Below are 26,229 nucleotides of genomic sequence, written 5' to 3'. Positions count from 1 at the left end.
AGATCTATTTTAAAATATCAGACTTTTTATATTGTACTTTCCTTTATCTATCCAATCACAACAAATGTTACTCCTATTACAATCGTGCTTGCCGCTATAATACGTTTCCACCCATATCCTTCCCGTAGAAAATAAATGCCAAATATCGTTCCGATTAAAATGCTAAGCTCCCGGATAGGAGCTACATAACTAATAGGGGCTAAAACCATAGCACTAAGAACCAATATGTAGGCTAATGAATTGAGAATCCCTACCCCAATAGCTTCCCTCCGGTGTGTTTTCCATTCATAACATATACCTGCCCAGGACTGCAAGGCAACGGGAGTCAGCACTATAAAACGTCCCAGTGTGGTTAAGTAATCCAATAATAAAGGGGGGATTAAAAGATAGCTTACCACATACTTATCCCACAATGTATATGCAGCAATAATCATACCTAAAAATAATCCATAATGAATCGCTGATAAAGCCTTGGTGTCCTTGAATATTGTAAAACCTCCCGTCAAAAAAAAGACGCTGCCTACAATTATTCCGGTACCAATAAATGCAAGCATAGAAGGTTGTTCGTTAAATAATAAAATAGCCATGATGGTTACAAGCATTGGACCAAGTCCACGTGCAACAGGATAAACCAAAGAAAAGTCACTTTTTGTATATCCTTTTTGCAAAATGACAAAATACAAAAGATGAAGAAAAATACTACCTAATACATACACAAAACTCGTATTTTCTCCCGTATACGGTTTTAAAAAAAGAAAGATACATACAATTGGTGTATAAATAACAGTCCCAATAGCAGTAAAAAGCCATACAAATGCGATTCCTCCTTCTGCGCGCTTAGATAAAAAATTCCATGTAGCATGAAGAAACGCTGAAACTAAGAGAAGCATGACAGCTATATACGACATAACAAACGCCCCCTTCATACAAATGACTTTCTAGTATAACAAAAAAGCCCACCTATTCGGGAAATAAAAATGAGTTATACCGAACAAAGTGGACATATAAACTCAAACTAGCAGGTTCGGTTTTCGTGACATCTTCATTACAAAGGAATACATATCAGCACGAAAGAATCCTTTATAATACTCTACAAGGTTGCCATCTGGATCTGTAATCATGCGCTCGGTAATCAACAAACAAGTAGATTCTGTAACACCTAAATGTTTTGCCTCTTCCTTGGGCAAATAACCACATGTAATAATTTGTTCTGCCTCCCAGAAATGAATGCCTAGTTCCCCTTCCAACACATCGTATAAAATGGTTTTATTTAAATCGTATTGCGCTAATTTCTCACCAATTTCCATAGGATAGTAATGATTCTCAATTGCAATAGGGACATTATCTTTTAATCTCAAACGTTTAATATAATAAGATTCATCATGGAAACCACTCACGTTTTCGATATTCTCAGGCGTAGAAACAATTCCGCTATCTAACAGCTTAATGTCCATCTTTTTAATCGTTTCAGTAAAACTAGTTATCCGCAACCATTCTTGTACAGGCTTAAGCGATACAAACGTTCCTTTGCCATGTTTTTTTTCTAAAATTCCTTCGCGAACTAAAGCGGAAACTGCTTCCCTAACCGTACTTCTACTAACAGAGTACATTTCCATTAGTTCCCTTTCACTTGGGATTTTTTCCGTATACTGTCCCTGCAATATCTGATTTTCTAATATATTTTTTAACTGAACATGCAATGGTATCGGATTTTTAGCATCTAGCTCCATAAACATCCCTCCATATTCAAAAAATTCCAACTCATCATGACATAGGTACCAATTTATAACTCCATTATACAAATGATAAGTAAAACAATCAATTTTCATTTGTCTCTGTTATAAAACAAAAACGCTTCATTCTATCTTCAATTTCATCGCGTACACGTTGGAACACGTCCCACTTCTCTTCCTCTGTCCCGGTAGCTTTGGCTGGTTCGTCAAATCCCCAGTGTTCACGCTTCACATGAGGAGGAGTCACCGGACATTTATCATTTGCATCGCCGCAGAAAGTTATCACATAATCAGCTTTATTTAATAATTCTGGAGCAATAATGTCGGAGGTCTAAGGCGAGGGAGCAAGTCGATGGTTCCGTTGTTCTGGACAATAGTGAACAAGTGGGTAACCCCTGAACAAATTCCCTGGAAAGGCTTTAAAGATGTCGTCAATCTTTATTCCATTGATGAGGGAACCGACGACAGATGAAAAGCCATCTGCGATTATAATACAGATGGCTTTGTTATAGGACCTTTTAAAAAACTTGAACAATTTCAATTTTATCCCACAAATCTTTTATGTTTTTATTGTCAAAAATGTTTTCTAGTAATTCGTTATATGTTGCACTTTCTGTTTCCAGTCCATCAGAACTTACGAGAATCCAACCCTGTTTAGTTCTACTTAGGTAATAGGTTACTCCATTATAAATAAACTCGAATTCTCGTCCAATTTGCAAATCTCTTTTCATATCATTATAGCTATATTCTTCTTTGTACAAGTTTACCATCTTTTTTTCTATCTTTTCAGATGGTTTTTTTATTATTCATTATTCAGAGATTATACGTTTTGCAACATCCTCCATCAAGTTAAGAACATGATATAAAAAGGCAAAAAAATGACCATCCTTATTTAGTGCGAATCTAAAAATGAAAGGATGGTCTTTACTTTGTCTTTCCCTACATTAATCGCCCCAAAAAATAGATTGGATACCTTAACTAAATCAAACTGCCTCCATCAATATAGATTGTCTGCCCTGTAATATAGTTAGAAGCATCAGAGGCCAGCAGCACAACCACACCTGACAAATCGTTCACTTCCCCCAAGCGTTTGATTGTTACTGAGGAAAGGATCTTGTTATAAAAAGACGGATTAGCCAGCTCTTCTCTATTCATATCCGTTTCAATATATCCCGGTCCGATGGCATTGACCTGGATGTTATAGCGAGCCCATTCTTTAGCCAGCGCTCGCGTTAAATTAATCACTCCAGCCTTGCTCGCGCAGTACGGAGCAATGGCAATGGCTCCTGCTGCCCCGGCAACGGAAGCCATATTGATAATTTTTCCTCCATTCTGCTGTTTCATCACCTTTGCAACGGCCTGGGAGCAGAAAAAGACCCCTTTTAGATTGGTATCGACGACCTTGTCCCAATCCTCTTCTGTCACTTCAAGAGCAAATTTTGTGAGCCCGATTCCCGCGTTATTGATCAGGATATCGATCCGGCCAAATTCTTTTTTCACCATTTCTGCCATCCGATGCAAACCGGCAATGTCTTGGACATCAACCGCTAAAGCAAGGGACTTGCGGCCCATTCCGCGAATCTTCTCAGCCACCAATTCTCCTTCCTCTGCTTTGCGGCTTACAACCACCACATTTGCTCCATGCTGAGCGAGCGCTAAAGCCATCCCCGCTCCCAAACCTTTGCTGCCTCCTGTCACGATGGCCACCCGGCCCGTCAAATCAAACGTGTTCACGGATTCTCCTCCTCTATCGAGTTGTTTCAATGCTTGACCTTTATGTGATTAGCCAACCTTTATCACTCAAAACATCGAAAGGATGATCGATTTAGCAGTATAAAACCTTTCAGAAAAACAAACAGTAAAAAAAGACGCTTTTTGAAAGGATGAGATGTATGCAGGACACGTATGACGCGATTGTGGTGGGAGCCGGGCCATCCGGATCGGTTGCTGCTTATATAATGGCGCGTGGTGGTTTGAAAGTATTACTGCTGGAGAGGGGAACGTATCCGGGCAGTAAGAATATGTTCGGCGGTACGATTTATGCCGTGCCGACCGCTGAAATTTTCCCAGAGTTTTGGGAAGAAGCGCCATGGGAACGTGCTGTCACAACAGAATATTTATATTTTCTTGATGACAATTCTGCGTTTCAAATCGGATTTACAAACCAAACCTACGGAAAGCCACCTTATAACAAACTGGTCGTTCACCGTGGTAAGTTTGACAGTTGGTTGGCACAGAAAGCGGTAAGTGAAGGGGCAGTATTGCAAACTCATTCACTGGTTACTCGATTGTTATACTCGGAACACCGATTTAGTAAGGGAAGAGTCCAAGGTGTTGAGCTGGATAATGGACAAAAATATTATGCTGATATTGTCATCTTGGCCGAAGGAATTAACGCATTCTTGACAAAACAGGCCGGCCTGCGCTCCGATATTCCTGCCGAGACAGTGAAGCTATATGTAAAGCAGGTATTCCGTCTGCCTCGTGATATTATGGAAGAGAGATTTCATCTTGATGGTGATGAAGGAGCAGTATATGGATTTGTCGGATACCCGACTGCAGGCATCATTGGGAAGGCTGGCATCTGGTTAGGCAAAGAAACACTAGGACTTATCGTCGGTGGCTTTTTAAATCAGCTAGCGCAGAAAAGGATGAGCCCTTATGAACTTTTGGAACGCACGAAGCGCCATCCGATGATTAGCCGCCTGCTGCGTGGTGCGGAGCCGATTGAGTATGCGGCACACATGATTCCAAAAGGCGGCTTTAAAATGATTCCGCAGCTTTATGATCATCATTTGCTCGTCGCAGGTGATGCTGCGACAATGGTCAGCGGCAGGCGCGGGACGGATTTAGCTATGTTATCAGGCAAGATGGCGGCGGAAATCGCCTTACAGGCACATGCCAAAGGCGATTTTAGTCAGAAGATTTTAGCTGGATACGGATGGAAAATTAACGAGAGCTTTTTTATGAATGATATTCGCGCTAAGAAAAATTATGATAAGTATGTAAAGAAGTATCAGGACAGCGATTATTTAATCAGCCGGGCGATGAACGAGTTTGGCTCAGCATATTTTCGTGTCGATATGAGTGCTGAGCAGGATAAAATGAAAAGAATTCAACAAGAATTGAAGCAAATGCAACTTCCCTTGAAATCAGTAAAGGACGTCTGGCAGGCGCTTCGAAATTGGGAGGTACTGTAATGCAAAATAGGGGGATTACACGCACCGATATGGCGCCGATGGAACTGGTGCAGCGCATTCCTGCTGACCAAACGTTTATTGGAATCATCGATCCGAAAATCTGTCTAAAAAAATGCATCGATAAACCCTGCACGTATTTTTGCCCGACACAAGTATACCGGTGGCAAGACAATCGAATTGAGATTGATCAAGAACGCTGCATTGAATGCGGTGCTTCCATTATGGGGTGCCCTTATCATAATATTAACTGGGAGTATCCACCAGGAGGGACTGGCGTAATGTTTCAACACACGTAAACATTTCCATAAAAAAGCCATTTATAAATGATAAAATAAGGTATAATGGTGAAATTAGCTTAGAGTGGTGAAGGGCATGAAAAAGATATGTCGTATTTTCACGATGAAAAACAGAACATTCATGAGTAAAGCAGCTCCCCTCGTTCTAGCCAAGGGTAGCTGCTTTAGTTTACAGAAAGGTGGCGTTGCTCGGTATCCCTTCCAAACGACCCGGGAATCTCACGACTTCAGCCGCGTGGAGTGTCAACAGCCTTCAATTCTTGCTCGATAGCAGCTTTCATATCCTCATAATGAATGGAATCTATTTTCTTCCCGTTAATAAAAAACGTAGGTGTGCCAGGAACAGATGCTGCCTCCCCTTGTTTGGCATCCTGCTCGATTTCAGATAAATATGTTTTATGTTCAAGATCATGTTTCAACTTTTCATAATCGACTCCAGGTACGTTTCTTTTGGCTAGCTCAACCAAAAATTCTGGTGTTGCCCATTCCTCGTTTTCCTCCCCTTGTTTTTTATAAATGGCAGAATAGAATGTCCAGAAGGCTTGTTCATTTTGATGATAAATCGCTTCTCCCGCCGCAGCAGCTGTATAAGAGTCAGCACCAAGAATCGGAAAGTTCATAAACACAAACTTAACTTTTCCTGTATCAATAAATTCCTCTTTTAGCAAAGGGAAATAAACGTCCTCCCATTTTGCACAAACAGGACATTTGAAGTCAGCAAATTCAACAATTTGTACCGGAGCATCTTCTTTTCCTATGTAGGGCTGATTCTCATACGAAAAGTGATAAACCTTCGTTTTTTCTTCCGGTTTGGAAAGAGTGTAGAAAATTAAAAAAATACTCAGTCCTATAATTAAAAAGATAATCGTAGCTATGACTAGAGTTTTCCTATCGTTCTGTTTTTTCTTTGCCATTATATCCCCGCCTAGTCTGAGCTTCCCTGAACGATTTTTTAAGGAAAGCCATTCGTTTTACTGCCAGTTTATTAATAACTCTTTTCCTTTTTTATAATCTTGCCTTATTATATCTCTCGGAACCATGCTACCTCCGGTTGCCCACATAATATGTGTTGCATTTTTTATTTTATCTTTAAGCTTCTGTTGGTGAATATAATCTTGCCCTTTTCTTATGAGCGAAACAGGCCCATAAACACCGGCCAATGCAGATGGTTCTAAATGAATATTTTCTTCATCGATCATCATACTTAATAACCTGTACAATTGTTCGTCGGAAACTGTATAGCTTCCGCTTAAAAGTGGCTCCATTAATTTCCCAACAAATCGAGAAGGTCTTCCTACAGCCAAACCGTCAGCAATCGTTTTATTATCAATTCCAAAGTCTTGAACAGACACCTGATCATGAAGGCCTGTCACTAAACCGAGCAGCATACACGGAGAATGAGTTGGTTCTGCAAAAAAGCAATGAACATTGTCTTCATAGATCATTTTTAAGCCGAATGCAACTCCACCTGGTCCTCCACCGACTCCACAAGGAAGGTAAACAAATAACGGATGATCTTCATCAATTTTAATATTCATATTTTCTAATTGTTTTTGTAGTCTTAAAGCCGCTACCGCATAGCCTAAAAACAGATGTCGAGAGTTTTCATCGTCAATGAAGTAGCATGTCGGGTCTTGTAACGCTTGTTTTCTTCCTTCTTCTACCGCTTTTGAGTAATCCTCTTGATACTCAACCACTGTCACCCCATGTTTTCGCAGCAAATCCTTTTTCCATTGTTTGGCATCTTGTGACATATGAACCGTCACTTGAAAACCTAATTTTGCACTTATAATTCCGATGCTTAAACCGAGGTTTCCTGTTGAACCTACTGCAATGGAAAATTGTGAGAAAAACTTTCGGAATGATTCACTATCTAACTTTGAATAATCGTCTTCTAAGGATAATAGACGATGTTTTACCGCAAGTTCTTCTGCATGCTTTAACACTTCATAAATGCCACCACGCGCCTTGATTGAACCGGAAATCGGAAGATGACTATCAAGTTTCAATAAAAATCGACCTGGAATATCAAGACCATAAAATTGTTCAACAGCCTGTTTCATTCTCGAAATTTCAACAAGTGGAGACTCAATCATTCCGTTTTGCACACGTGTTTCAGGAAAAACATGCTGAATATAAGAACGAAAACGATGAAGCCGAGCTTCTGCTTCTTTTACATCCTCTATCGTCAAAAAGCAGCCTGACATCGCCTCTTCAACTGAAGTATGGTTTGGATTTTTCCAAAACACCTCATATAAAGAAACTAACTTATTTAAAAGATTTATTTCACATTTCCATTGTTCGATTGGCTTTCCCATTACTAATTTTTTCATTGTTCATCCTACCTTTATTTTGTCTCTAATAATTATACCATTATCATTCTAAGCCGAAATTTGTTTTTAGTAAGTGCCGTGTTCACTAAATTTCTTTTTAGTCAATGATTGAGATGGAACAGCTTTTGTTTCAAAAGAGCCAAACGTTTAACTATACATACAATCCACTCGTGTACATCGTCGTCAGGTGAAGGACAATCTCATCTATTGATGATTCTTCTTGATTAACAAGCTCCCACATAAACATTTCATTCGCATAAAACCAAGCTCTTGCCACAAGGTTTGAATTCAAATCTGTTTTCGCTAACTTATTTTGTTGAGAATATTGAATATCTTCGGTAATCCGTTTAATAAAGCGTTCGCGAATTTCTTGCCACTTTTTTTCTATAATCGGTGATACTCCAATGGCTTCCTTTACAACTTTCATGATTTTCCGTTCTTGAACAGCAAGTTTTAAAAAAAGTCGAACTTGATGTTGAATCATGTCATAAGCTTCTTTCTTTGTCTTCGGTTCAAATGGACATTTCGCTACTTCATAAAATTTCTCCATCACATGTTCCATTAATTCCATAAATATCTCGTCTTTATTTTGAAAGTACACGTATGCTGTACCGTAACCTGTTTTTGCTTTTTTAATAATTTGCGAGATGGTTGCTTTTTGAAATCCATTTTCCAGGAAAACCGTTAAGCTAGCCTCTAACAATCTCTGTCTAGTCTCTAGTGCTTGTTTTTGTCTCGTTGTTAGCTTCGCAATCTCATGTTTCACCTTTTCTCAACCCTCTCAATCTGTTCTCTGCTAAACTGTTAGCCGCTTTTTCTATATTACTGACATTATATCATTGACATAGTATCAATGAAAACTTATATTTTAATTATTAAGAAATGAGGCAAAATTATATATTTGGAGTGATTCCTATGAGCTTAACACGTGAAAACGCCCAACAATTGGATCAAAATGATCAACTCGCAAAATTTCGAGATGAATTTTATGTGCAAGATGGAGTTATTTATCTGGATGGCAATTCTCTTGGACTCTTGTCAAAGCGTGCCGAAAAGTCCCTTCTCTCCATCCTAGATTCTTGGAAAACATACGGGATTGACGGTTGGACAAATGGGGAATATCCCTGGTTTTATTTGTCGGAAACTTTAGGCAAAAAGATGGCTCCATTAGTAGGTGCCAAAGCGAATGAAGTAATTGTAAGTGGTTCCACGACCGTAAACTTACATCAATTAGTCTCATCTTTTTATGAACCAAAAGGAAAAAAGACAAAAATTTTAGCCGATGAATTAAATTTCCCTTCAGATATTTATGCATTAAAAAGTCAATTGAAACTAAAAGGTTACGATCCTTCTGAACACTTAATTCGTGTGAAAAGTCGTGATGGTCTTACACTTCACGAAGATGACATTATTGAAAAGATGACCGATGAAGTTGCTTTAATTGTTTTACCCAGTATTTTATACAGAAGCGGACAAATTTTGGATATGAAACGTTTAACAGAAGAAGCCCATAAACGAAACATTCTCATCGGGTTCGATTTATGTCATTCGATTGGCGCTATTCCCCATGCGTTAGACGACTGGGGTGTCGATTTTGCTTTCTGGTGCAATTATAAACATATAAATGCCGGCCCAGGAAGTGTTGCAGCCCTTTACGTAAATCAAAAGCACTTCGGAAAAAGACCTGGCCTTGCTGGCTGGTTCAGCTCGAAAAAAGAAAAGCAATTTGATATGGAACATACGTTAACACCTGCTGAAGATGCCGGAGCCTATCAGATTGGCACTCCCCATGTTTTAAGCACTGCTCCCTTGATCGGCTCTCTGGAAATATTTCATGAAGCAGGGATTGAAAACATCCGAAAAAAATCTTTGCAGTTAACACAATTCATGATTGATTTAATAAAACAAGAGCTCAACGATTATGGCTTTTCGCTTGGTAATCCGCTTGAAGACAATAAACGAGGCGGGCATATCTTTTTAGAACATAAGGAAGCAGCAAGAATTTGTAGAGCGCTAAAAGATGCGAAGGTCATTCCTGATTTCCGTGCTCCAAACGGTATTCGTTTGGCTCCCGTTGCCCTTTACAATACATTTGAAGAAGTTTGGCAATCGGTTCAAATCTTAAAAGATATTATGGAAAATGAACGCTACAAAAAATATGAAAACAATCGAGAAGTGGTGGCATAGCAATGTGGATCGATATTTCTCAACCGCTTCATAATCACATGGCTCACTGGCCAGGAGATACGCCCTTTTCCTATGAAATAGCTTTTTCAAAAGAAGAAACTGGCTCTGTGAATATCGGCAAAATAACCACGAGTCTTCATACTGGGACACATGTCGATGCTCCGTTTCATTTTGATAATCATGGCGAAAAAATACTTGAGCTAAATATCAATATTTTCATTGGTAAAGCACGGATGGTTGATGTAACAGGAGTAGAAAAAATCGGGCCGAGCGAACTAAAGAACGTTGACTTACATGGTGTCGAGAGACTTTTATTACGAACGTCACGCCAAAAGCAACCTGATCAATTTCCGACTAAAATCCCGTCTATTTCACCTGATCTTGCTCCTTATTTACATGAGTATGGAGTGAAGCTTATTGGCGTTGACGTGCCATCTGTTGATCCGCTTGATAGTAAAGAAATGTCCGCACATCAAGCACTTTATAAACATGGAATTATGATATTAGAAAATATCGTTCTTCATCATATTGAACCAGGTGATTATGAACTGATCGCTCTTCCGCTTCCAATAAAGGGCGCAGATGGAAGCCCGGTTCGAGCAGTCGTTAGACGAGTAAATACGGAGGGAATGTAAATGAGCAAACATCTTTCAGAAATGGAAAAAGAACGTGGTATTCATACGGATTTTAAAAACCGTATGACGTATGGCGAATATTTAAAACTTGATCAAATTTTATCGAGTCAAATCTGTTTATCTGATCATCACGATGAAATGTTATTTATCATCATTCACCAGGTAAGTGAATTATGGATGAAGCTTATCCTGCACGAGCTTCGGGCAAGTATCCGACAAATTGAACAAGATAACCTTGCTCCTGCTTTTAAAATGCTTGCACGTGTTTCCAAAATACAATCGCAAATTATTTATGCTTGGGATGTCTTGTCAACGCTCACACCTTCCGAATATATGGAGTTCCGCGATAAGCTAGGGCAGGCATCAGGCTTTCAATCATATCAATATCGAATGATTGAATTCGCCCTAGGCTATAAATCCGACCATGTCTTAAAAATTTATGAAAAAGCTCCTGAGCTATTAAAAGAATTGAAACAAGCGTATGAGGCACCAAGCATTTATGATGTTGCGATTAAACAACTGGCGAAAGCTGGATTTGATATCAACTCAGACCTCTTAGAACGTGACTACTCCAAACCATATAAAGGGGATCCAACCGTTGAAGCTGCTTGGCTTGCTGTTTATCAAGAGGTTGATAAATATTGGGATTTATACCAGCTAGCTGAAAAACTCATTGATATCGAAGACTGGATTCAGCAATGGCGCTTTCGCCATATGAAAACGGTCGAACGGATTATCGGACACAAAATGGGTACGGGTGGTTCATCTGGTGTTACCTATTTAAAAAAGGTGCTTGATCATTGCTTCTTCCCGGAATTGTGGAACATCCGTACAAAACTATGATATAGCGGCGTATTAGGCGTATTAGTGGACTAAAGTTGTTTCACAGAAAATCGCAAAGGGGTTTAGGGGAAATGGATGGGAGAAAAAAAGAACAATGGTCTTCAAGAATCGGGTTTGTCCTGTCATCAGCTGGAGCAGCGATTGGATTAGGTGCAATTTGGAAATTTCCGTACGTCACTGGCATGAGTGGCGGCGGTGCTTTTCTTCTTATTTTCATTGCTTTTACGATTTTAATAGGACTTCCGATGTTAATCTCTGAATTTATTATTGGCCGCGGTGCTGAAAAAGAAGCGATCAGTGCTTATAAAAAATTAGCTCCGGACACGCTTTGGATATGGGTTGGCCGGCTAGGAGTTATCGGTTGCTTTTTACTATTATCCTTTTATAGTGTTGTCGGAGGATGGGTTCTTATTTATACAGGCTTATCTATACCGGGAATGATTATTAAAGATGGTGCAAATTATTCAGAGTTATTTGAAGCGATCATTTCAAACCATATGACCACTTTCCTCGGACTTGCTCTCTTTTTACTCATCAATGTCATTGTCGTATCTTTCGGTATTCAAAATGGTATTGAAAGAGCGAATAAATACTTAATGCCGCTATTATTTATCTTTTTCATCGTTCTCGTTGTCCGTTCTCTTACATTAGAAAGAGCAATGGAAGGTGTGCGCTTTTTCTTAACACCAAGCTTTGAGAATATTACGAGTGAAGCTATTTTATACGCACTGGGCCAATCCTTTTTTGCTTTAGCTGTTGGGTTTTCCTGTATGGTCACATATAGTTCTTATTTAAGTAAAGATGTAAGCATTCCATCTTCAGCAGGTTGGGTTGTCATTATGAACATTTTTGTATCAGTGCTCGCCGGTCTGGCGATTTTTCCAGCTGTGTTCTCCTTTGGTCTTGAGCCAGCAGAGGGCCCTGGATTATTATTCATCGTACTCCCAACCGTTTTTTCAAAAATGCCGTTTGGTGAACTGTTTTTTAGCATGTTTTTATTGCTGTTTTTATTCGCTACATTAACAAGCTCATTCAGTTTACTTGAAATTATCGTTTCTGCCTTTACGGCAAATGGAAACCGTTCTCGTCAAGCGGTCTCCTGGGTATCCGGACTTATTGTCTTTATTGCTGGAATTCCTGCTGCCCTTTCATTCAGTTCTCTTGCTGATTTTCAGATTTTTGGTAAAACCGTTTTCGACGCGACGGACTATTTAGTAAGCAACCTTTTACTGCCGATTGGTAATTTACTCATTGCTTTGTTTATCATCCACAAAATGGATGAAACTTTAGTTAAGCAAGAGTTTCTACTTACTGGAAATTTCTCTCCTTCCCTTTATACAACGTGGAGATGGCTCATGAAATGGTTAGTGCCGATTGGGATCGTGATTGTTTTTATTAATTTAGTAACGAATTCATAGACTGGAACGCAAAAAACGAAGGGGATTCATCACCCTTCGTTTTTTCATATTATAACGATCACGCATTCTGAATCGATGAATTGCCCAATTGTTGAATGATGCGAGACACATCGGCAACCGTTTGCTCTACCAGTTCACTAGCAGGCCAGGTCGTGGATAAACGCGAGGCTTGCCCTGCCCACATGGACATCCATTCCGGACGGTTTTGCTTAGCGGCTGATTGCCGAATTTCACGAGTTAATACATGCTGGATCGGATAATCAGGAACATCACCTTGAAATTTCTCCATTTCTGCAATGAATGCATTTTTTATTCCGCGGGCCGGCTTTCCTGTCAAAGAGCGGGTAATTACCGTACTTTCCTCCGTACTGTTAAGCAAGGCTTCTTTATATTTTTCATGCGCTCCGCTTTCCGGACACGTGAGAAAGGCTGTTCCCATTTGTACGCCGGAAGCGCCTAAAGCAAGGCTTGCTACAACACCGCGGGCATCCATAATTCCTCCGGCGGCAATAACCGGGATGTGAACATGATCGACAATTTGCGGCACTAAAGCCATGCTCCCGATAAGCGCGTTTTGAAATGGGCTGGCAAACGTGCCGCGGTGTCCTCCCGCTTCACTTCCTTGAGCCACGATTATATCAACATTGTTTTCCTGAAGAAGAATTGCTTCACGAACCGTTGTTGCAGTTCCAATGATCATGGTCCCTTTATTTTTTAATTGATGAATGATATTTGATGATGGGATGCCAAATGTAAAGCTAAAAATGGGAACTTTTTCGTCAAGGATTACACCGATCTGCTCATCGAATGATTCTGTATATTTTCTCATGTCCGGAACAGAATGTATCCCTAATTGTTCTCGGTAATGTTTCAGATATTTGTTCATCTGTATGATTTTCTCAGGCGACTCATCTATTGGTTCCGGGCTAAATAAGTTGACCGCAAATGGACGTTCGGTCATTTTTCTTATCTCACGGATAGTGGCCCTTATCTGTTCCGGAGACATATACCCAGCTCCCAGCGTCCCCAGACCACCAGCATTGGAAACAGCTGCAACCAACTCCGGTGTAGTGACCCCTCCTGCCATAGGTGCTTGAATAATCGGATAGTCAATCTTTAACATTTTGGATACCTTTGTATTTGGCCACATATGTATCACACCCTTCTAAAATGGTATGTGGTAAAGCACAATCCAAAAGCCACTTTTCTAATCTCGCTTGCATGAAAAGCCAAATGAGTGTGTCAGTGAGTTTCTATTCTTGCCTGTGTCTTGCTTTTATTGTAAATTACAAATATCATTTAATAAAATGATTATATCTGACGTTCAAAACTTGAACAATAGTTACAGGATGAACGTATTCTTCATTGTTCCTTCACGAGATCCCGGCACAATACAGAAAAGTGCCAACGGTTTTCATCCGGCGTCGTGATGTATTGGTCACGCCGGCGCTTCAGGAATCTTTGCGCATAGCCAAGCAGCATTTATCGTTGTAACTTTGAAAGTAGCCACAAGTTTGTCAATGAATCTACACAGTTACTTCATATACTAATAGTGTAAATATTGCTATACTTAAGCTGGACAAAAAAAGCCAGGAGGAAAACGACGGTGTCACCAAATGTATTTCATATGCTATATCAAACCCATGCCCATTCATGGTTTTGGATTTTGCTTTTCTCCGTAATCAGTTTTGTATTCATCAAAAAAGAAAAAACGAAGCTCCAAAAGGTTACCCGTGTCTTATTGCGATTGGTTTCCGCTATTATGATTGTCACGGGGATTGCAATGCTTGTTACCCTTCACTTCCCTTTGGCCTATGTAGTAAAAGGAATTGTAGCCATCTGCATGATTGGTGTGATAGAATTAATACTTATTAGAGCTAGTAAGGGAATACAAACAGGTCCATACTGGGGGTTATTCATTCTTCTTTTGGTATTGGTGCTTTTACTCGCGTTTAAAGTGATCTCTTTTTAACATTAAAGCCAAAACCAGTTAAAGCCAGTTTTGCAAAACTGGCTTTTTCAGATCGAATATGCCCTGTCTGTCATGAATAACCAAACAAAAAAGCTGGAACGATTTTGTTTAGGAAAATTATGATGAAGGGATGAATCATATGCTTTATCTGCTTGTGGGCTTGGGAGGTATTGCAGGTGCTGTTTGTCGGTATTTATTAGGAATATGGGTCGGAGCAGGAATGTTATTCCCTTTCTCTACCTTTCTTATTAACCTGTTCGGCTGCTTTATTCTGGCATTTTTCTATACTTTAACTACTGCTCGCTTTACGGTGCATCCTTATTTTCGGTTATCGTTTGGAACAGGTTTTGTGGGCTCGTTTACTACATTTTCTACTTTCAGCTATGAAACGCTGGAATTCATACATCATTCACATTACATATTCGCGATTTTGTATACTACAGCTAGCCTGATCGGTGGGTATTTTTGCTCTTATCTGGGCGTCAAGCTAGGCAGTTACGAAAAAAAGCAATTTTCACAGGAGAGCGGGAAAAAATGATGGATGTGGTATGGGTTGCGGTTGGAGGATTTATCGGTGCCATTAGCCGTTTTATAGTGGTTAATATTGTAAATAAATGGACAGATTCTTCGTTCCCGTATGGTACGTTAACGGTAAATATTGTTGGTTCTTTTTTATTGGGTTTTCTGTATGGGGCGGATGTTGACTGGCAGATGAGCGTAATGTTTGGCACAGGATTCCTCGGTTCATTTACAACCTTTTCGACATTTCAGTATGAGATTTTTCAGCTTAAAAAGCTGAAAAAACATAAGGAAATGGTTTGGTATATAGGGAGCAGTATCATCATAGGTATTATCGCGGCTGCGATCGGTTTTCAGATAAGTCATTCGTCGGCATAAACAGGGATACATTCATTCTCTTAGACAATAATCATCATTCAGTGTTCGCGTTGTATTATCATCTTGTCTTGGTCATGAAATATCGTAAAAAAGTGATTAATGGCGGATAGTTCACATTAGAGAGGAGAAAAAATATGGAGATCTCACACGTATTGTATTTCGCCGCGGTATCAGCCATGCTGACACTGGCGCCGGGACCTGATATTTTATTTGTGATTACGCAAAGCGTCTCGCAAGGCAAAAAAGCGGGAATTGCCACGGCTCTTGGCCTGTGCTCAGGTGTAACTGTTCATACCCTAGCTGCGGCATTTGGAATTTCCGCTATTCTATACCAATCTACAGTCGCGTTTCAGGCGCTGAAATACGCAGGGGCGTGCTATCTGCTGTATCTTGCATGGCAGGCGTTTAAAGAAAAAGATGCGCCGCTTTTGCCTGTTGAAGCGATTACAGAATATAAGCTCGGCGCATTGTATCGCCGCGGAATTTTGATGAATGTGTTAAATCCAAAGGTATCGCTTTTCTTTTTGGCTTTTCTTCCCCAGTTCGTGACACCCGGTGCCGGAAATAACGCGCTACAGATGATTGTGCTTGGCTTTGTGTTCATGATTCAGGCCATCATTATTTTCAGCGTCGTCGCGCTACTTTCCGGAAGCGTGGGCCAAAAGATTTTGCACAATGCGACAATAAGCAAGTATGTAAATCTCGCAAAAGCAATCATATTTTCTCTTATTGGCATCCAGCTTGCGCTATCGGAAAAATAAGCAACCGCCCCCGAAAGACCTTATCTACCACTTTCTGGGGGCGGTTTCCTATGCGCTCCATTTTTTTCAAATTAGATACTTTGGTGAAACGAATGTATATCGTTCAGCTTATTTTTCGCAAACCGCGATACCTAACGGATACGTAGCATCTCTTTTCTCGCGCTCAAATGTGACGCCACGCTGATAGTAAATTTCCACTTGCGAATATCCAGAGAAAAGCTCGCAAAATTCCTGTTCTGTTAGCTGATGTACGTGAAACGGCACGCCACACGGCTTTCCCCTTCCCTTACCAAACGGCGTGGAAAGAACCAAAGTGCCACCCGGTTTTAACATCATATATAGGTTTTTCATAAATTGTGCTTCATCCTCAAGGTGCTCCAGTGTTTCAAAGCTGAGAATGGTATCAAACTGCCCCAGTTTTTTCGGCAGGTTCGGATCGGTTGCGTCTTCCCGGCGAAACGTAACGTGCGGGTGACCATATGTTTTTTGTGCATACCGGATGGTTGTCTTATCGACATCGACGCCCACCACTTCTTTCACAATTTGTTTCCCGTGTTTTCCGTTCTTAGCGATCATATGCGAGCCATAGCCGGCGCCGCAGGCAATGTCGAGCACCCTTCCTTTTGCGTAAGGAATGGCGAAGTAGTAGCGGGCCAAGTGTTCGAGCAACAATCCGTTCGTAGGTTTCATCAGATGTGGAATGACACGTTCTCCGGTTAACTCTAGCAATTTCAATCACCGCTTCGTGTAGATTTTTTCTCGTCATTTTATTGTACATAATTTCTCCCGGATGGACAAAAAAATCTCCCCTGCCTAACAGGCAGAAGGGAGCTCTAGTTAAGTTATGAATAATGATTGACAAAATGATGATAATTGAGCCGAATATCCCCCCAGAATGATGCATTGTCTCTGACCTCGATATCAAGTTCTTCGTAGATTTCCAGTAACAAGCCACACAGTTGATATCTCCGGTTGTAATCCGTCTCGTTTTTAATGTGCGCCAAAAGCCTTCTTGCCTCTTCACGCATCAGGCAATGAAAATCTTTGCGCGTTGACGTCTCCATACTATCCACTCCTACTTCCTCACTTTTCTTGCTTTTCAATAAGAAGATAAAAAATTTATGCAATATTCTAACATACATTGTACTATGATAAAAAAGAAAAATAAATACTGTTATATAACTGAATGTGCATTTTTTAGTTTTTGTCTTATCAAATCATAGAAATATTTGGGTTGAACCAATGGATGCGAGCGCTTGTTATAAGTTAGCAATGGTTTATATAGCCGATTGTCTTACTTCATTTAACGGAGTGGATGAAAGAAGTAAATGTTTAATATCGTTTTAGTAGGTTAGAATGGAAATAAGTTTGAGTGTTAAGGATGTGAGGTAATCCTTCCATTCCATATTTATTAACAGCTTGTTCCAACATTTCTTCTATTTCAGAAGTTTCCATTTCCGTGAATTCAGTCATCTTTTTAGGCACTTTCCTTTTTTGTAGATTGCTATATAAAATTCAACAAAAAGAATATTTTTACCCCTTAATTTAACAATTTTAAAATATTTTTTAATAAATCGTACAAAAGGAGCAAGTGGAATTGATAAGGATCTAGCTAAAAAATTGGACAAAATTATACTGGAAAATGACTATCAGCCTACTGCAATCATAAACACACACAGCCATGCTGATCATTGTGGTGGAAATCACTTTTTTCAAAAAAAATATCCTGACATACAAATATATGCGACTCGATTTGAAACACATTTCATTGAAGATCCTTTTTTAGAACCTCTGTGTTTTTGCTTAGGTGCACTTCCTTTTCAGGAGTTGCGCAACAAATTTCTAGAAGCCAAGCCGTCAAAAGTGACTAATGTGCTGAAATACGAAGATCATACGCTAGATATTGGTGGCCAGTCATTTACAGTTGTAACCTTACCCGGTCATACACAAGGTATGATTGGGATAATATCACCGGACCAGGTTTTATATGTAGGGGATGCGATTTTCGGAGAAGAGACTTTAGAAAAACATGGGATTCTTTTTTACACGAATATTGCTAAAACTAAGGATTCTCTTGAAAAGCTAGAGAGGCTTAATGTTAATAGTTATGTTCTTTATCATGGAGGAGAACGCCTCTCTCTGTCAGAACTTATTGAGGAACATCTAAAGATGATTGAAAAGACGAAAGATTTTATTCTTGAACAAATAGTGGAACACTCTACGAGCCTTGATTTCCTGGTGCAACAAGTGATGAGCCAGTTTAATATAGCTAATAATGTAATTCAACATACACTAACTAGCGCTGTAGTTCGATCTTATATAACAGAACTTCAACAAAGTGGTCAGGTTATCTTGGTTGTTGACAATGGCTTGCTTCAAATACGTCATTCTTCTCAAACAATTGAACCTTGAACTGGCGCAGGATACTAGAAACACCATCGAGCCGCTTTGCGCGGCTCTTTTCCATTTGTTGAGCAAATGACACCAAAATCGACGGATGCTACCTCTCCCCCCTATTCGTGAAATATTTCCACCGAATTAGGTCGGTTTACTGTCCAGTTTGGCCAATACAGGCGGCTTTTTAAGCGTGGTTTTGCTCCCGCGGCGCAAACCGCCACGGGGCACCATAGAGCCTGTGAATGTGTGGGCCTACTTCCAAAGGAGCATTAAATGTGAAAACGAAAAGTAGATACTTTCCAATTTCTCAAATCGGACAATAGAAACCTTTCAGTAAACATAATATTTTTATGGTTATCTATCATAAGAATTGTGGAAGACCTTGTACCATATTTTTTACTGCTGATGAAAAGTGGCGAAAGAATCCTCTCCCATTCAATACCTACACCTGTATCTGGCAATTCACTATCTTTTGCCTGTTCCATGTCCGCGAGAATAGAAAACAATACATCATCTTCTATTTTATCCTCTTTTATTGCTTGCCGCAGGCGCTGCGTTCCTTTTTTCACCTTAGGCCAAGGCGTGTCCAAAATATGGTTACTTAATCCGTGGATGCCTGGCTTTACTTCTTTAATTTCGTTATGTAGCGGTGTATAGTAATAAAGCGATTCGGTATCCCCCACCAACAGGTTAAACCCGTTATATAACCCGCACTCTTGCTTTACTTTTTCGAGATAGACAATAGGCGTATCCGTTCCGGTTAAGTAACCACTCACGAGATGTCCGCGCGATTTGGCATCAGGGCGCATATGCTTTGGATCGCGATAATTTATAATGGCAGCAAAGCGTCCGGTACGGGTCACGCCCATCCATGTTCCTCCCTTCTCCAAGTCGCGTCCGCCCAGCACATCGGGTGCATCGTCCCAAAAGGCGGCAGGCGCGGTCGGTCGGTTGTAAAATTCGTCGCGATTAGCGGTAATAATAAGCGGAAATTGCGGATGAACACAGTAAGCAAACAAGATTACGCACATAACGCGTTTATCTCCTTTCTTTATTTGTGCTTTGGGAAGAAAGAAGAATCTCTTACGAATCCTCCCCTTTAGTCGTAAATCATAGATAGGATACGCTCGATACATTCAAGAAAAATTCTATTGTTTTTCTGAACAAATCTGGCGGAAATTGCAAGATTTACAGACGGAAGGATGCCCTGCTCCGGCAAACTGTTCAAGCGGAAGAGGCCGGTTGTAGTATGAGTCTGCCAGGTAGCTTTTCATACTGTTCAAACTGGCTCGGATTTTATGCACGATTCTTTCGATATCTTCCACATCAGGATGGGTACGGGTGCATATGCCATCTAATAAATATTCGGTTCGTACTTCAATGTGTGTAAGCGGTACACTGTAGTATTCATGAATGTACAGCGCGTATAATCGTAATTGTTCCTCATTTTTTTCCGCTATCCTGCCTGTTTTCCAATCGGTAATCACCCATGTTCCGTCACCGCGTCGGTATAATACGTCGAGTTTTACATAAATTTTTTCATCATGAAAAATAAAATCTTTAAGCGTTTCCACTTCCAGTAGTGTAACATCCGGGTTATCGCGAATCTCACGCCAGCTTGTGCTTGCTAACAAATTGGACACACATGTGGTGATTCGGTTGGCGATCACCTCGATGCGTTCGGGCGAAAGCCCCCCTTCGTAATACATTTCATGAAGCATCGTATATTGCTTGGGGTATCCCCACCATCGGTCTTTCTGTTTTGAATCACGATAAGCCGCGTTTAATAGATTACGTATATATGAAATAACCTGTTCTTGCTTTGGGTAAGGTTTTCCCATCTCACGCAGCTCCAATAGTTTCTGTGCAACTGTATGTATAGCGTCTCCAAGCACAATGTATAAATTTTTCATTTGTTTCAAACGATAGGCTGTCTGTGCTTCAGGTGTAGCTGTTAATAACCAGCCTCCATGAGAGCCGTAATAATGATAATAGTATTGCCGCTTGCACGCGTGAAACATCTGATCGCGTGCAAGCGACCACGACCATTCGGGATATGGTCTTGTATGATAGGACATAGAAACCCTCCTCCCTAGATTTTATGCAGTTTCCAGTACAGAAGTTGTTTGTTTTTATTTTTATCAAGCTAACGAAAGTATACTTCTAAAAAGTAAGTGAAATACAGCATAATTCAAGAATAAGTATTTTTGTTTTGATGAAATGCTACCAAAATGCTACCAAAAAATACGGGCGGTTAATCATCATTTTTAATCACAGATGCAACCATTACTTGGTATGTTTAATAATAACAAAATTCTGCACTAACTAAAAATAGTGCAACAATAAAACCTGCTCAGAACTTAACTCCGAGCAGGTTAAATTTTAAAATATCGACTTAATCAGTATCCGTTTTTCAGTATATACATTCAAGTCATCTACAAATGTCGCTTTTAGAAGTACATATTTTCCGACTGTACTACCTGCTTGTACTGTACAACTATTACCTGTTTGGCTTTGAATAGTCGCATAAGGTGTACTTGTACCGTCTTCATTACGAATTGTAATGCTACCCTCAAAAAGCGACGAAAATCAAGCAGCTTTTGTAGAGTATTCTCCCATATATACTTCCAATGGCACCCAATATCCCAAAGCGGAATGAGGGCGCTGTTCGTTATACAAGGTAATATAAGTGCCGGTCGAGACTCCAGGCTACAATACGACGGTCATAGGCATCGATGATGCTGACAAGAGACTTCCATCCCTCACTTGTCCAAATCTTCGTCATGTCAATATGCCAAACTTAATTGGAGGAGTTGATTTGAAAATCGACAGGCTGATATGTGCGCTTGGCTTCATATCGCTTTTGCTTTTGTGTTAAGCCTTCGGCTTTCATCACAGAGTAAACGGTTTTCTGATTGACTTCGATTCCCTGGCGCTTTAGTAAAGCCCAAATTCTACGATATCCGTAGGTAGGATGCTGTTGACAAAGAACACGCACTTTCTCTTGAATCACTGCCTGTTTCGGTCGCACGAAAGTTGCCTTTGCTTTTTGACGGTAAAACGTACTTTTGTGCACACCAAGAAGACGGCATACTTTTTCCACCGACAGGTGGGAATCTTCCACTACCTCAAAGATAAATGCCCAGTGCTCTTCACTCAGATGTCGAACGTTTTTTTTAGCTTTGAAAGTTTTACAGTCAACTTGCCAATAAGTTGCTCATACTCGTCCAACTTTGCTTGAACGGCAGCGTCTTCTTTTGCTGTCTTACGTTGTTTACCCGAAAGGGCAGCCATTCCTCCTTGGATGAACTCATCTTTCCAACGGTAATACAGAGTCTGGCTAATGTTATGTTGTCGGCAAATCTCGGCGATGGATTGTTCCCACTTTAGCCCCTCCATCACAATATTCATTTTCTCCTCTGCTGACCATTTGCGACGTTTCATGTTCCGTTCCCTCCTGTTAACTATAATTGTATCAGAAGGGAGACCTCTACACATCTCATCATCGCATTTTAGATTGGGGCGCTATAAAACTGATTTAAAGTTACTCCTAAAATAAAAAAGAAAGAGTTAGTAGTAGTTCACCAACTCTCCATCATAAATTACATCTTGAATATCAAAAATATTATAAAATAATTATAAACCCCTTAACAACCCATGTTTTTAAATGAGTGTATGCAATTTTAACGATTTTTATTTAAAAGGTTTTTAGTATTGAATCATAAAATGATTTATTGTACCGTTTTCTTTACCCCAAACTTTTGTTATTTTTTTACTATTGAAATTAAAATAATAAAGCATTCTGTTTCTTCCCTCCACTCCCTCTTTATCCTTTAATGTTTTATTACTAGGAGATGCCAAAAAATAAAACCCTTCTTTATCAGGAGAAAAACGCGGTTCAGTGAGAAACATATGGTTTTTATCTTCAACCAAAACTGGGGTTAGTGAGCCTTTATCAATATCAATTTTATAAATAGCTGACTTTCCAACAACCTCCTGTTCGGTAGCTGAAATTAATAAAGTATCACCTTGATTAGATACAGATATTCTGTCAATGCCTTTATTTATCTTACAAATATCCCTTAATTTATTACCATTACTATCATATTCAACAATAGTATACGTTGGGGGGCTTAAAACATATGGATTTGTAGACCTAGCTTGTAATATTTTATCATATAATTCTTTGTTTGAATAAACTACTGCATATACTTTATTAGTCGTTTTACTGTAATCAAAATCTCTTATATTTTTATCCGTGTCATTAGAATCCCAAACATTGAGCCTTTTCTTCTCAATATCATAAGTTGCTAATTGTAAGTTACGATGATTTCCATTAACAACATTCATAAAAATTTTTGAGTCTGCTAATAAAAAATTGTTAATAGCATACAATGAATTTGTTAGTTGAGTTTTTTCACTATTTCTTTGATTTAAATCTTTTTTGAATAATTGAACACTCCCATCCGAAGAACGATAAGGAAAATACATCTCATTTTTTTGTTTATGTAAAACAGCTCTTGGTGCCGTAGTTATATTACTTTCCAAAAGTTGTTCGGTTTGTTGATTTTTTAAATCATACTTATAATAATATGTTACCTGATTTAGATCGGTAAATGTAAATACAATAAAGGATGTGTTTCTTTTAAATAATGTATATCCTCCATATAGGATTAAAACTACAAGAAAAGCAATAGATAAAAGAATAATATATCGTTTATTCATTACGAAATCACTCACTTCCAAGAAATTTAGAATGAGGGAAAGATTTCTTTCCCTCATTTATAAAAAACATTACTTATGGATGTATTTACCTTGAAAACTACCATATGATATTTTCTTACCATTTTTTGTTTTATATCCTGCTGGTACGTTAAAATAATCTCTCATTTCCTCTAATCTGATGTCAAGAATTGCATTAGGTAGTGTTCCTACATCCCATTTTGTTAAAGTATCAGTTTTCCCATCATCCGTTTTTGTTACTATGATTGGTGTTCCAACGTCTGGCTCATCATATCCTTTTTTTGTTGCACAATCTTTTGGCCCCAATTTATGTTTCTCTTGTCCAATTGCGTCGTCATACCAAGTAATGTTTCCATACACATATTGATTACGTATTACTGGAGCCGACATTTGTTTATTATTATCTCCATAATAAACTTCCCCATTTACTTTAATAAAAGCAGGAAGCCCTTGACCATCATATGCTACTCTCATTCCCGGTTGAGGTTTAGGTAAAAATAATTTTTCATTCTCAAAATTAGGGACAATAGCATTGTCTTCTAATTTTAAAGTGTTGTTGTTTTTTGCTGTATTACTCTTCACTTGCTCTAAGTCTTCGACTTCAACATAAAAATCTTCCAAATTTGGTTTGTGAACAATATGCATTTTATTGTTCTCATCATATTCTATTACAACACCCGGCTCCATACTAGCTGGAATAGTTTCAGATGAATGAGATTTGCTTTCAATAATAGTAGGATCGGCTAAAGATGTTGAATTGGTTGAAGTGGCTGATACAACAGTAGGAATCACCAAAGATGCTAATGCACATATAAACAATGCTTTTTTCATTATTAATCTCCTTTCTTTTTTCTTGTTTTCCCATATATAGAAAAAAATGTTAATTAACACATTTTTAATATAACAAATTTAGGAAAAAATCAATAGTTTGTTTAATAAAATCATTCTTGTTAAGGTTCACTGAACCTTTGCCCATTTTCGCTTACGCTCAAAGATGGCAGGTCAGACAATGTCATTTTAAGTAAATCTTTCTTCAGCCATTCCATTTCCCAGTAATGCCACGCCTTCATTTCCTCTTCTGTCCATTCGTGTTTATATTCCATGTGTATTACCTCCTATTACTGCTATATCTATAAAATCCCACCCGAATATTTCACTTTTCGCATAGTTTGCTTCTTTCGTCCATGAAAATGTAGCGAATTTCTTAAATATGGTATAATCAGTGAATTTTATAATTGTCATGTATATAAAAACAACATGGTCAAAAGCATATTCTTCCTTATCTAGGTCATTTAAAGTTGAATGGGATCACACCGCAACACATCCAGGATTTGATTCAAACAATGAGAAAAAAAGGGCTTGCAGAAGGAAAGGAACAGTACGATTTGTACACAGCGTATGCGCCAGTTCATTGACCTCTGCTGTTAAACAACAATTTTTGGCTACGAATCCTGCTCATACCGTAGAAAAACCTAAACAAAAAGCGAAGCAATTCAATGTTTGGAGTGAGGAAGAAACAATCCGTTTCCTTGCCGTAGCAAAACAAAGTAGATACTATATTGTATTTTTGCTCGCTATCTATACCGGAATGCGTCAGGGCGAAATACTTGGTTTGCGTGTGCGTGATGTAGATATACAACGCAGAACAATTAGCATTAACCGAATCATGTTGAACAATGGAAAAGGATTTAAAGAAGGAACCAAAACATCAGGAAGTTCCAGAACTGTTGTCTTTCCTTCTTCCATCGTCCCTGACCTTCAAAAAGCCATAGAAGGTAAACAACCCGATGATACTCTCGTAATGACGAGTATTTGTACAACACTAAAACCGAACAACATTACTAGGCGTTTTCGCAACCTGATCGAAGTGGCAAAAGTACCGAAAATTCGTTTTCATGATTTGCGTCATACGCATGCGACCATCATGCTGAAACAAGGAGTACATCCGAAAATCGTAGCAGAACGACTTGGACACAGTCGCACACAACTTACCCTTGACACATATTCTCATGTGCTACCGAGTATGCAGGCGGAAGCAGCAGACAATTTCGGTCAAGTATTGGATAGATATGCTACCAAAAATGCTACCACTTCCGAAAATTAAACTAATACCATAAAATTTAAAATGGTTAGAAAGGTTGATATCACTAAGTTCTCGGCTTCGTTCTCATCAACCAGCCTCCATGAGAGCCGTAATAATGATAATAGTATTGCCGCTTGCACGCGTGAAACATCTGATCGCGTGCAAGCGACCACGACCATTCGGGATATGGTCTTGTATGATAGGACATAGAAACCCTCCTCCCTAGATTTTATGCGGTTTCCAGTACAGAAATTGAAGTTATTTGATGGCGTCCTTCAGACGAATGTTTCGAAAACATGTCGTTTTCTCCCCCTCAAAGAAAGTTTACTTATTTCATTCGACAAAAAAAGCTGGCAGACCTGTCTGAAAGTTAGACTTTGTCTACAAGCTGATAATATGTAGTCAAAAATCTTATTAGTAACAGGATATGTCTTTCCTCTTGATTTTCTAATATTTTTAAATTACAATTGAACATAACTTTAAAAATAGGAGTTGTCTTGATGTCGGTATTTGTTCTTAACTAATTAATTTTATATGGTTCATTCTGTTGCTTTGGCAAACATCCACTTTTGGAGTGGTTTATTTGTCATGGATACAAGTGGATGAACCTATATTGGTTAAGAACACGACGGCCATCCATGATATTTCATTGACTGCAAACAGCCGTGCTCTTATGCACGGTTTTATTTTTTTACGCGTATGTCAGGAATAGGAACTTTTTAACGCCTATT

General features: G+C 39.1%; 32 protein-coding genes and 1 pseudogene. 13 read left to right on the top strand and 20 right to left on the bottom strand.

Annotation, left to right across the window (positions count from 1 at the left end):
- Positions 1-47: 47 nt before the first annotated feature.
- The 5 genes and pseudogenes from BLR88_RS06375 to BLR88_RS06355 form a co-directional block, all read right to left on the bottom strand.
- Positions 48-908 carry a DMT family transporter gene (locus BLR88_RS06375; RefSeq protein ID WP_057898878.1) on the bottom strand — a complete coding sequence of 287 codons (861 nt, stop codon included), beginning with the start codon at positions 906-908 and terminating at the stop codon, positions 48-50.
- 102 nt (positions 909-1,010) lie between these two features.
- On the bottom strand, positions 1,011-1,730 hold the full coding sequence (locus BLR88_RS06370; RefSeq protein ID WP_057898879.1) for a GntR family transcriptional regulator: 720 nt from the start codon (positions 1,728-1,730) through the stop codon (positions 1,011-1,013).
- Positions 1,731-1,818: 88 nt separating this feature from the next.
- Positions 1,819-2,064: pseudogene (locus BLR88_RS06365) on the bottom strand (arsenate reductase); the annotation flags it as partial.
- A gap of 187 nt (positions 2,065-2,251) precedes the next feature.
- Complete coding sequence (locus BLR88_RS06360; protein WP_139184928.1) at positions 2,252-2,494, bottom strand: hypothetical protein; 243 nt, start codon at positions 2,492-2,494, stop codon at positions 2,252-2,254.
- A gap of 217 nt (positions 2,495-2,711) precedes the next feature.
- The gene (locus BLR88_RS06355) at positions 2,712-3,467 is read right to left on the bottom strand and encodes an SDR family NAD(P)-dependent oxidoreductase (RefSeq protein ID WP_091260223.1); all 756 of its coding nucleotides are present in this window, start codon (positions 3,465-3,467) and stop codon (positions 2,712-2,714) included.
- Between the two features lie 158 nt (positions 3,468-3,625).
- Between BLR88_RS06355 and BLR88_RS06350 the strand changes: the two genes are divergently transcribed.
- Both BLR88_RS06350 and BLR88_RS06345 read left to right on the top strand, forming a co-directional pair.
- Positions 3,626-4,933, top strand: coding sequence for an FAD-dependent oxidoreductase (locus tag BLR88_RS06350; protein WP_091260222.1), 1,308 nt, complete (start codon positions 3,626-3,628; stop codon positions 4,931-4,933).
- Positions 4,933-5,229 carry a ferredoxin family protein gene (locus tag BLR88_RS06345; protein WP_057898883.1) on the top strand — a complete coding sequence of 99 codons (297 nt, stop codon included), beginning with the start codon at positions 4,933-4,935 and terminating at the stop codon, positions 5,227-5,229. Before BLR88_RS06350 ends, BLR88_RS06345 begins: the two co-directional genes overlap by 1 nt.
- Before the next feature lie 227 nt (positions 5,230-5,456).
- On the opposite strand, the gene BLR88_RS06340 is transcribed toward BLR88_RS06345, so the two are convergent.
- The 3 genes from BLR88_RS06340 to BLR88_RS06330 form a co-directional block, all read right to left on the bottom strand.
- Complete coding sequence (locus BLR88_RS06340) at positions 5,457-6,143, bottom strand: DsbA family protein (RefSeq protein ID WP_091260220.1); 687 nt, start codon at positions 6,141-6,143, stop codon at positions 5,457-5,459.
- 57 nt (positions 6,144-6,200) lie between these two features.
- The gene (locus BLR88_RS06335) at positions 6,201-7,562 is read right to left on the bottom strand and encodes a D-serine ammonia-lyase (protein WP_254778238.1); all 1,362 of its coding nucleotides are present in this window, start codon (positions 7,560-7,562) and stop codon (positions 6,201-6,203) included.
- A 151-nt stretch (positions 7,563-7,713) separates the two neighbouring features.
- The gene (locus tag BLR88_RS06330; RefSeq protein ID WP_091260219.1) at positions 7,714-8,328 is read right to left on the bottom strand and encodes a TetR/AcrR family transcriptional regulator; all 615 of its coding nucleotides are present in this window, start codon (positions 8,326-8,328) and stop codon (positions 7,714-7,716) included.
- A gap of 149 nt (positions 8,329-8,477) precedes the next feature.
- Here BLR88_RS06330 and kynU point away from each other — a divergent pair, with 149 nt between their 5' ends.
- The 4 genes from kynU (at position 8,478) to BLR88_RS06315 (ending at position 12,645) form a co-directional block, all read left to right on the top strand.
- Complete coding sequence (gene kynU / locus BLR88_RS06325) at positions 8,478-9,749, top strand: kynureninase (RefSeq protein WP_091260217.1); 1,272 nt, start codon at positions 8,478-8,480, stop codon at positions 9,747-9,749.
- Positions 9,750-9,751: 2 nt separating this feature from the next.
- Positions 9,752-10,384 carry an arylformamidase gene (kynB, locus tag BLR88_RS19450; RefSeq protein ID WP_175493566.1) on the top strand — a complete coding sequence of 211 codons (633 nt, stop codon included), beginning with the start codon at positions 9,752-9,754 and terminating at the stop codon, positions 10,382-10,384.
- On the top strand, positions 10,385-11,227 hold the full coding sequence (gene kynA / locus BLR88_RS19445) for a tryptophan 2,3-dioxygenase (RefSeq protein ID WP_057898888.1): 843 nt from the start codon (positions 10,385-10,387) through the stop codon (positions 11,225-11,227).
- Positions 11,228-11,298: 71 nt separating this feature from the next.
- Positions 11,299-12,645 carry a sodium-dependent transporter gene (locus tag BLR88_RS06315; RefSeq protein WP_091260215.1) on the top strand — a complete coding sequence of 449 codons (1,347 nt, stop codon included), beginning with the start codon at positions 11,299-11,301 and terminating at the stop codon, positions 12,643-12,645.
- A 58-nt stretch (positions 12,646-12,703) separates the two neighbouring features.
- On the opposite strand, the gene BLR88_RS06310 is transcribed toward BLR88_RS06315, so the two are convergent.
- Positions 12,704-13,795: an NAD(P)H-dependent flavin oxidoreductase gene (locus BLR88_RS06310; protein WP_057898890.1), complete on the bottom strand. Its 1,092-nt coding sequence runs from the start codon at positions 13,793-13,795 to the stop codon at positions 12,704-12,706.
- A 456-nt stretch (positions 13,796-14,251) separates the two neighbouring features.
- Between BLR88_RS06310 and BLR88_RS06305 the strand changes: the two genes are divergently transcribed.
- The 4 genes from BLR88_RS06305 to BLR88_RS06285 all read left to right on the top strand — a co-directional run bounded on the left by BLR88_RS06305 (position 14,252) and on the right by BLR88_RS06285 (position 16,275).
- The gene (locus BLR88_RS06305; protein ID WP_057898891.1) at positions 14,252-14,617 is read left to right on the top strand and encodes a DUF1516 family protein; all 366 of its coding nucleotides are present in this window, start codon (positions 14,252-14,254) and stop codon (positions 14,615-14,617) included.
- Between the two features lie 139 nt (positions 14,618-14,756).
- Positions 14,757-15,155, top strand: a complete 399-nt coding sequence (gene crcB, locus BLR88_RS06300; protein ID WP_057898892.1) for a fluoride efflux transporter CrcB — start codon at positions 14,757-14,759, stop codon at positions 15,153-15,155.
- Positions 15,152-15,514 carry a fluoride efflux transporter CrcB gene (gene crcB, locus BLR88_RS06295; protein WP_236781853.1) on the top strand — a complete coding sequence of 121 codons (363 nt, stop codon included), beginning with the start codon at positions 15,152-15,154 and terminating at the stop codon, positions 15,512-15,514. The genes crcB (BLR88_RS06300) and crcB (BLR88_RS06295) overlap by 4 nt, the downstream gene beginning before the upstream one ends.
- Positions 15,515-15,648: 134 nt before the next feature.
- Positions 15,649-16,275 carry a LysE family translocator gene (locus BLR88_RS06285; protein ID WP_057898893.1) on the top strand — a complete coding sequence of 209 codons (627 nt, stop codon included), beginning with the start codon at positions 15,649-15,651 and terminating at the stop codon, positions 16,273-16,275.
- 108 nt (positions 16,276-16,383) lie between these two features.
- On the opposite strand, the gene BLR88_RS06280 is transcribed toward BLR88_RS06285, so the two are convergent.
- The 3 genes from BLR88_RS06280 to BLR88_RS20335 all read right to left on the bottom strand — a co-directional run bounded on the left by BLR88_RS06280 (position 16,384) and on the right by BLR88_RS20335 (position 17,730).
- Positions 16,384-17,004 carry a class I SAM-dependent methyltransferase gene (locus tag BLR88_RS06280; protein WP_057898894.1) on the bottom strand — a complete coding sequence of 207 codons (621 nt, stop codon included), beginning with the start codon at positions 17,002-17,004 and terminating at the stop codon, positions 16,384-16,386.
- A 113-nt stretch (positions 17,005-17,117) separates the two neighbouring features.
- Positions 17,118-17,339, bottom strand: coding sequence for a hypothetical protein (locus BLR88_RS06275; RefSeq protein WP_057898895.1), 222 nt, complete (start codon positions 17,337-17,339; stop codon positions 17,118-17,120).
- Between the two features lie 268 nt (positions 17,340-17,607).
- Positions 17,608-17,730, bottom strand: coding sequence for a hypothetical protein (locus BLR88_RS20335; RefSeq protein WP_302846659.1), 123 nt, complete (start codon positions 17,728-17,730; stop codon positions 17,608-17,610).
- 165 nt (positions 17,731-17,895) lie between these two features.
- Between BLR88_RS20335 and BLR88_RS06270 the strand changes: the two genes are divergently transcribed.
- On the top strand, positions 17,896-18,687 hold the full coding sequence (locus BLR88_RS06270) for an MBL fold metallo-hydrolase (RefSeq protein ID WP_175493565.1): 792 nt from the start codon (positions 17,896-17,898) through the stop codon (positions 18,685-18,687).
- Positions 18,688-18,941: 254 nt separating this feature from the next.
- Here BLR88_RS06270 and BLR88_RS06265 read toward each other — a convergent pair whose 3' ends face one another.
- From BLR88_RS06265 to BLR88_RS19440, 7 genes are all read right to left on the bottom strand, one after another.
- Positions 18,942-19,703 (bottom strand): NRDE family protein, encoded by a 762-nt coding sequence (locus BLR88_RS06265; RefSeq protein ID WP_091260210.1) that lies wholly within the window; start codon positions 19,701-19,703, stop codon positions 18,942-18,944.
- A 117-nt stretch (positions 19,704-19,820) separates the two neighbouring features.
- Entirely contained in the window at positions 19,821-20,750 is a 930-nt protein-coding gene (locus tag BLR88_RS06260) for a PD-(D/E)XK nuclease family protein (protein WP_057898898.1), read from the bottom strand.
- Between the two features lie 722 nt (positions 20,751-21,472).
- Positions 21,473-21,796 (bottom strand): IS3 family transposase, encoded by a 324-nt coding sequence (locus BLR88_RS06255; RefSeq protein WP_175493564.1) that lies wholly within the window; start codon positions 21,794-21,796, stop codon positions 21,473-21,475.
- 32 nt (positions 21,797-21,828) lie between these two features.
- Positions 21,829-22,116, bottom strand: coding sequence for a transposase (locus BLR88_RS06250; RefSeq protein WP_057898900.1), 288 nt, complete (start codon positions 22,114-22,116; stop codon positions 21,829-21,831).
- A gap of 264 nt (positions 22,117-22,380) precedes the next feature.
- Positions 22,381-23,397: a hypothetical protein gene (locus BLR88_RS06245; protein WP_057898901.1), complete on the bottom strand. Its 1,017-nt coding sequence runs from the start codon at positions 23,395-23,397 to the stop codon at positions 22,381-22,383.
- A 69-nt stretch (positions 23,398-23,466) separates the two neighbouring features.
- Complete coding sequence (locus tag BLR88_RS06240; protein ID WP_057898902.1) at positions 23,467-24,246, bottom strand: hypothetical protein; 780 nt, start codon at positions 24,244-24,246, stop codon at positions 23,467-23,469.
- 119 nt (positions 24,247-24,365) lie between these two features.
- The gene (locus BLR88_RS19440; protein WP_156424042.1) at positions 24,366-24,518 is read right to left on the bottom strand and encodes a hypothetical protein; all 153 of its coding nucleotides are present in this window, start codon (positions 24,516-24,518) and stop codon (positions 24,366-24,368) included.
- A 168-nt stretch (positions 24,519-24,686) separates the two neighbouring features.
- Here BLR88_RS19440 and BLR88_RS20535 point away from each other — a divergent pair, with 168 nt between their 5' ends.
- On the top strand, positions 24,687-24,830 hold the full coding sequence (locus BLR88_RS20535) for a tyrosine-type recombinase/integrase (protein WP_409359886.1): 144 nt from the start codon (positions 24,687-24,689) through the stop codon (positions 24,828-24,830).
- 23 nt (positions 24,831-24,853) lie between these two features.
- Positions 24,854-25,519: a site-specific integrase gene (locus tag BLR88_RS06235; RefSeq protein ID WP_162265023.1), complete on the top strand. Its 666-nt coding sequence runs from the start codon at positions 24,854-24,856 to the stop codon at positions 25,517-25,519.
- A 43-nt stretch (positions 25,520-25,562) separates the two neighbouring features.
- Here BLR88_RS06235 and BLR88_RS19430 read toward each other — a convergent pair whose 3' ends face one another.
- Positions 25,563-25,706 (bottom strand): hypothetical protein, encoded by a 144-nt coding sequence (locus tag BLR88_RS19430; protein WP_156424044.1) that lies wholly within the window; start codon positions 25,704-25,706, stop codon positions 25,563-25,565.
- Positions 25,707-26,229 lie beyond the last annotated feature (523 nt).

This window comes from Aneurinibacillus thermoaerophilus, from assembly GCF_900099925.1.
Lineage (GTDB): Bacteria > Bacillota > Bacilli > Aneurinibacillales > Aneurinibacillaceae > Aneurinibacillus > Aneurinibacillus thermoaerophilus.
This window is presented reverse-complemented; position numbering and strand designations above follow the sequence as displayed.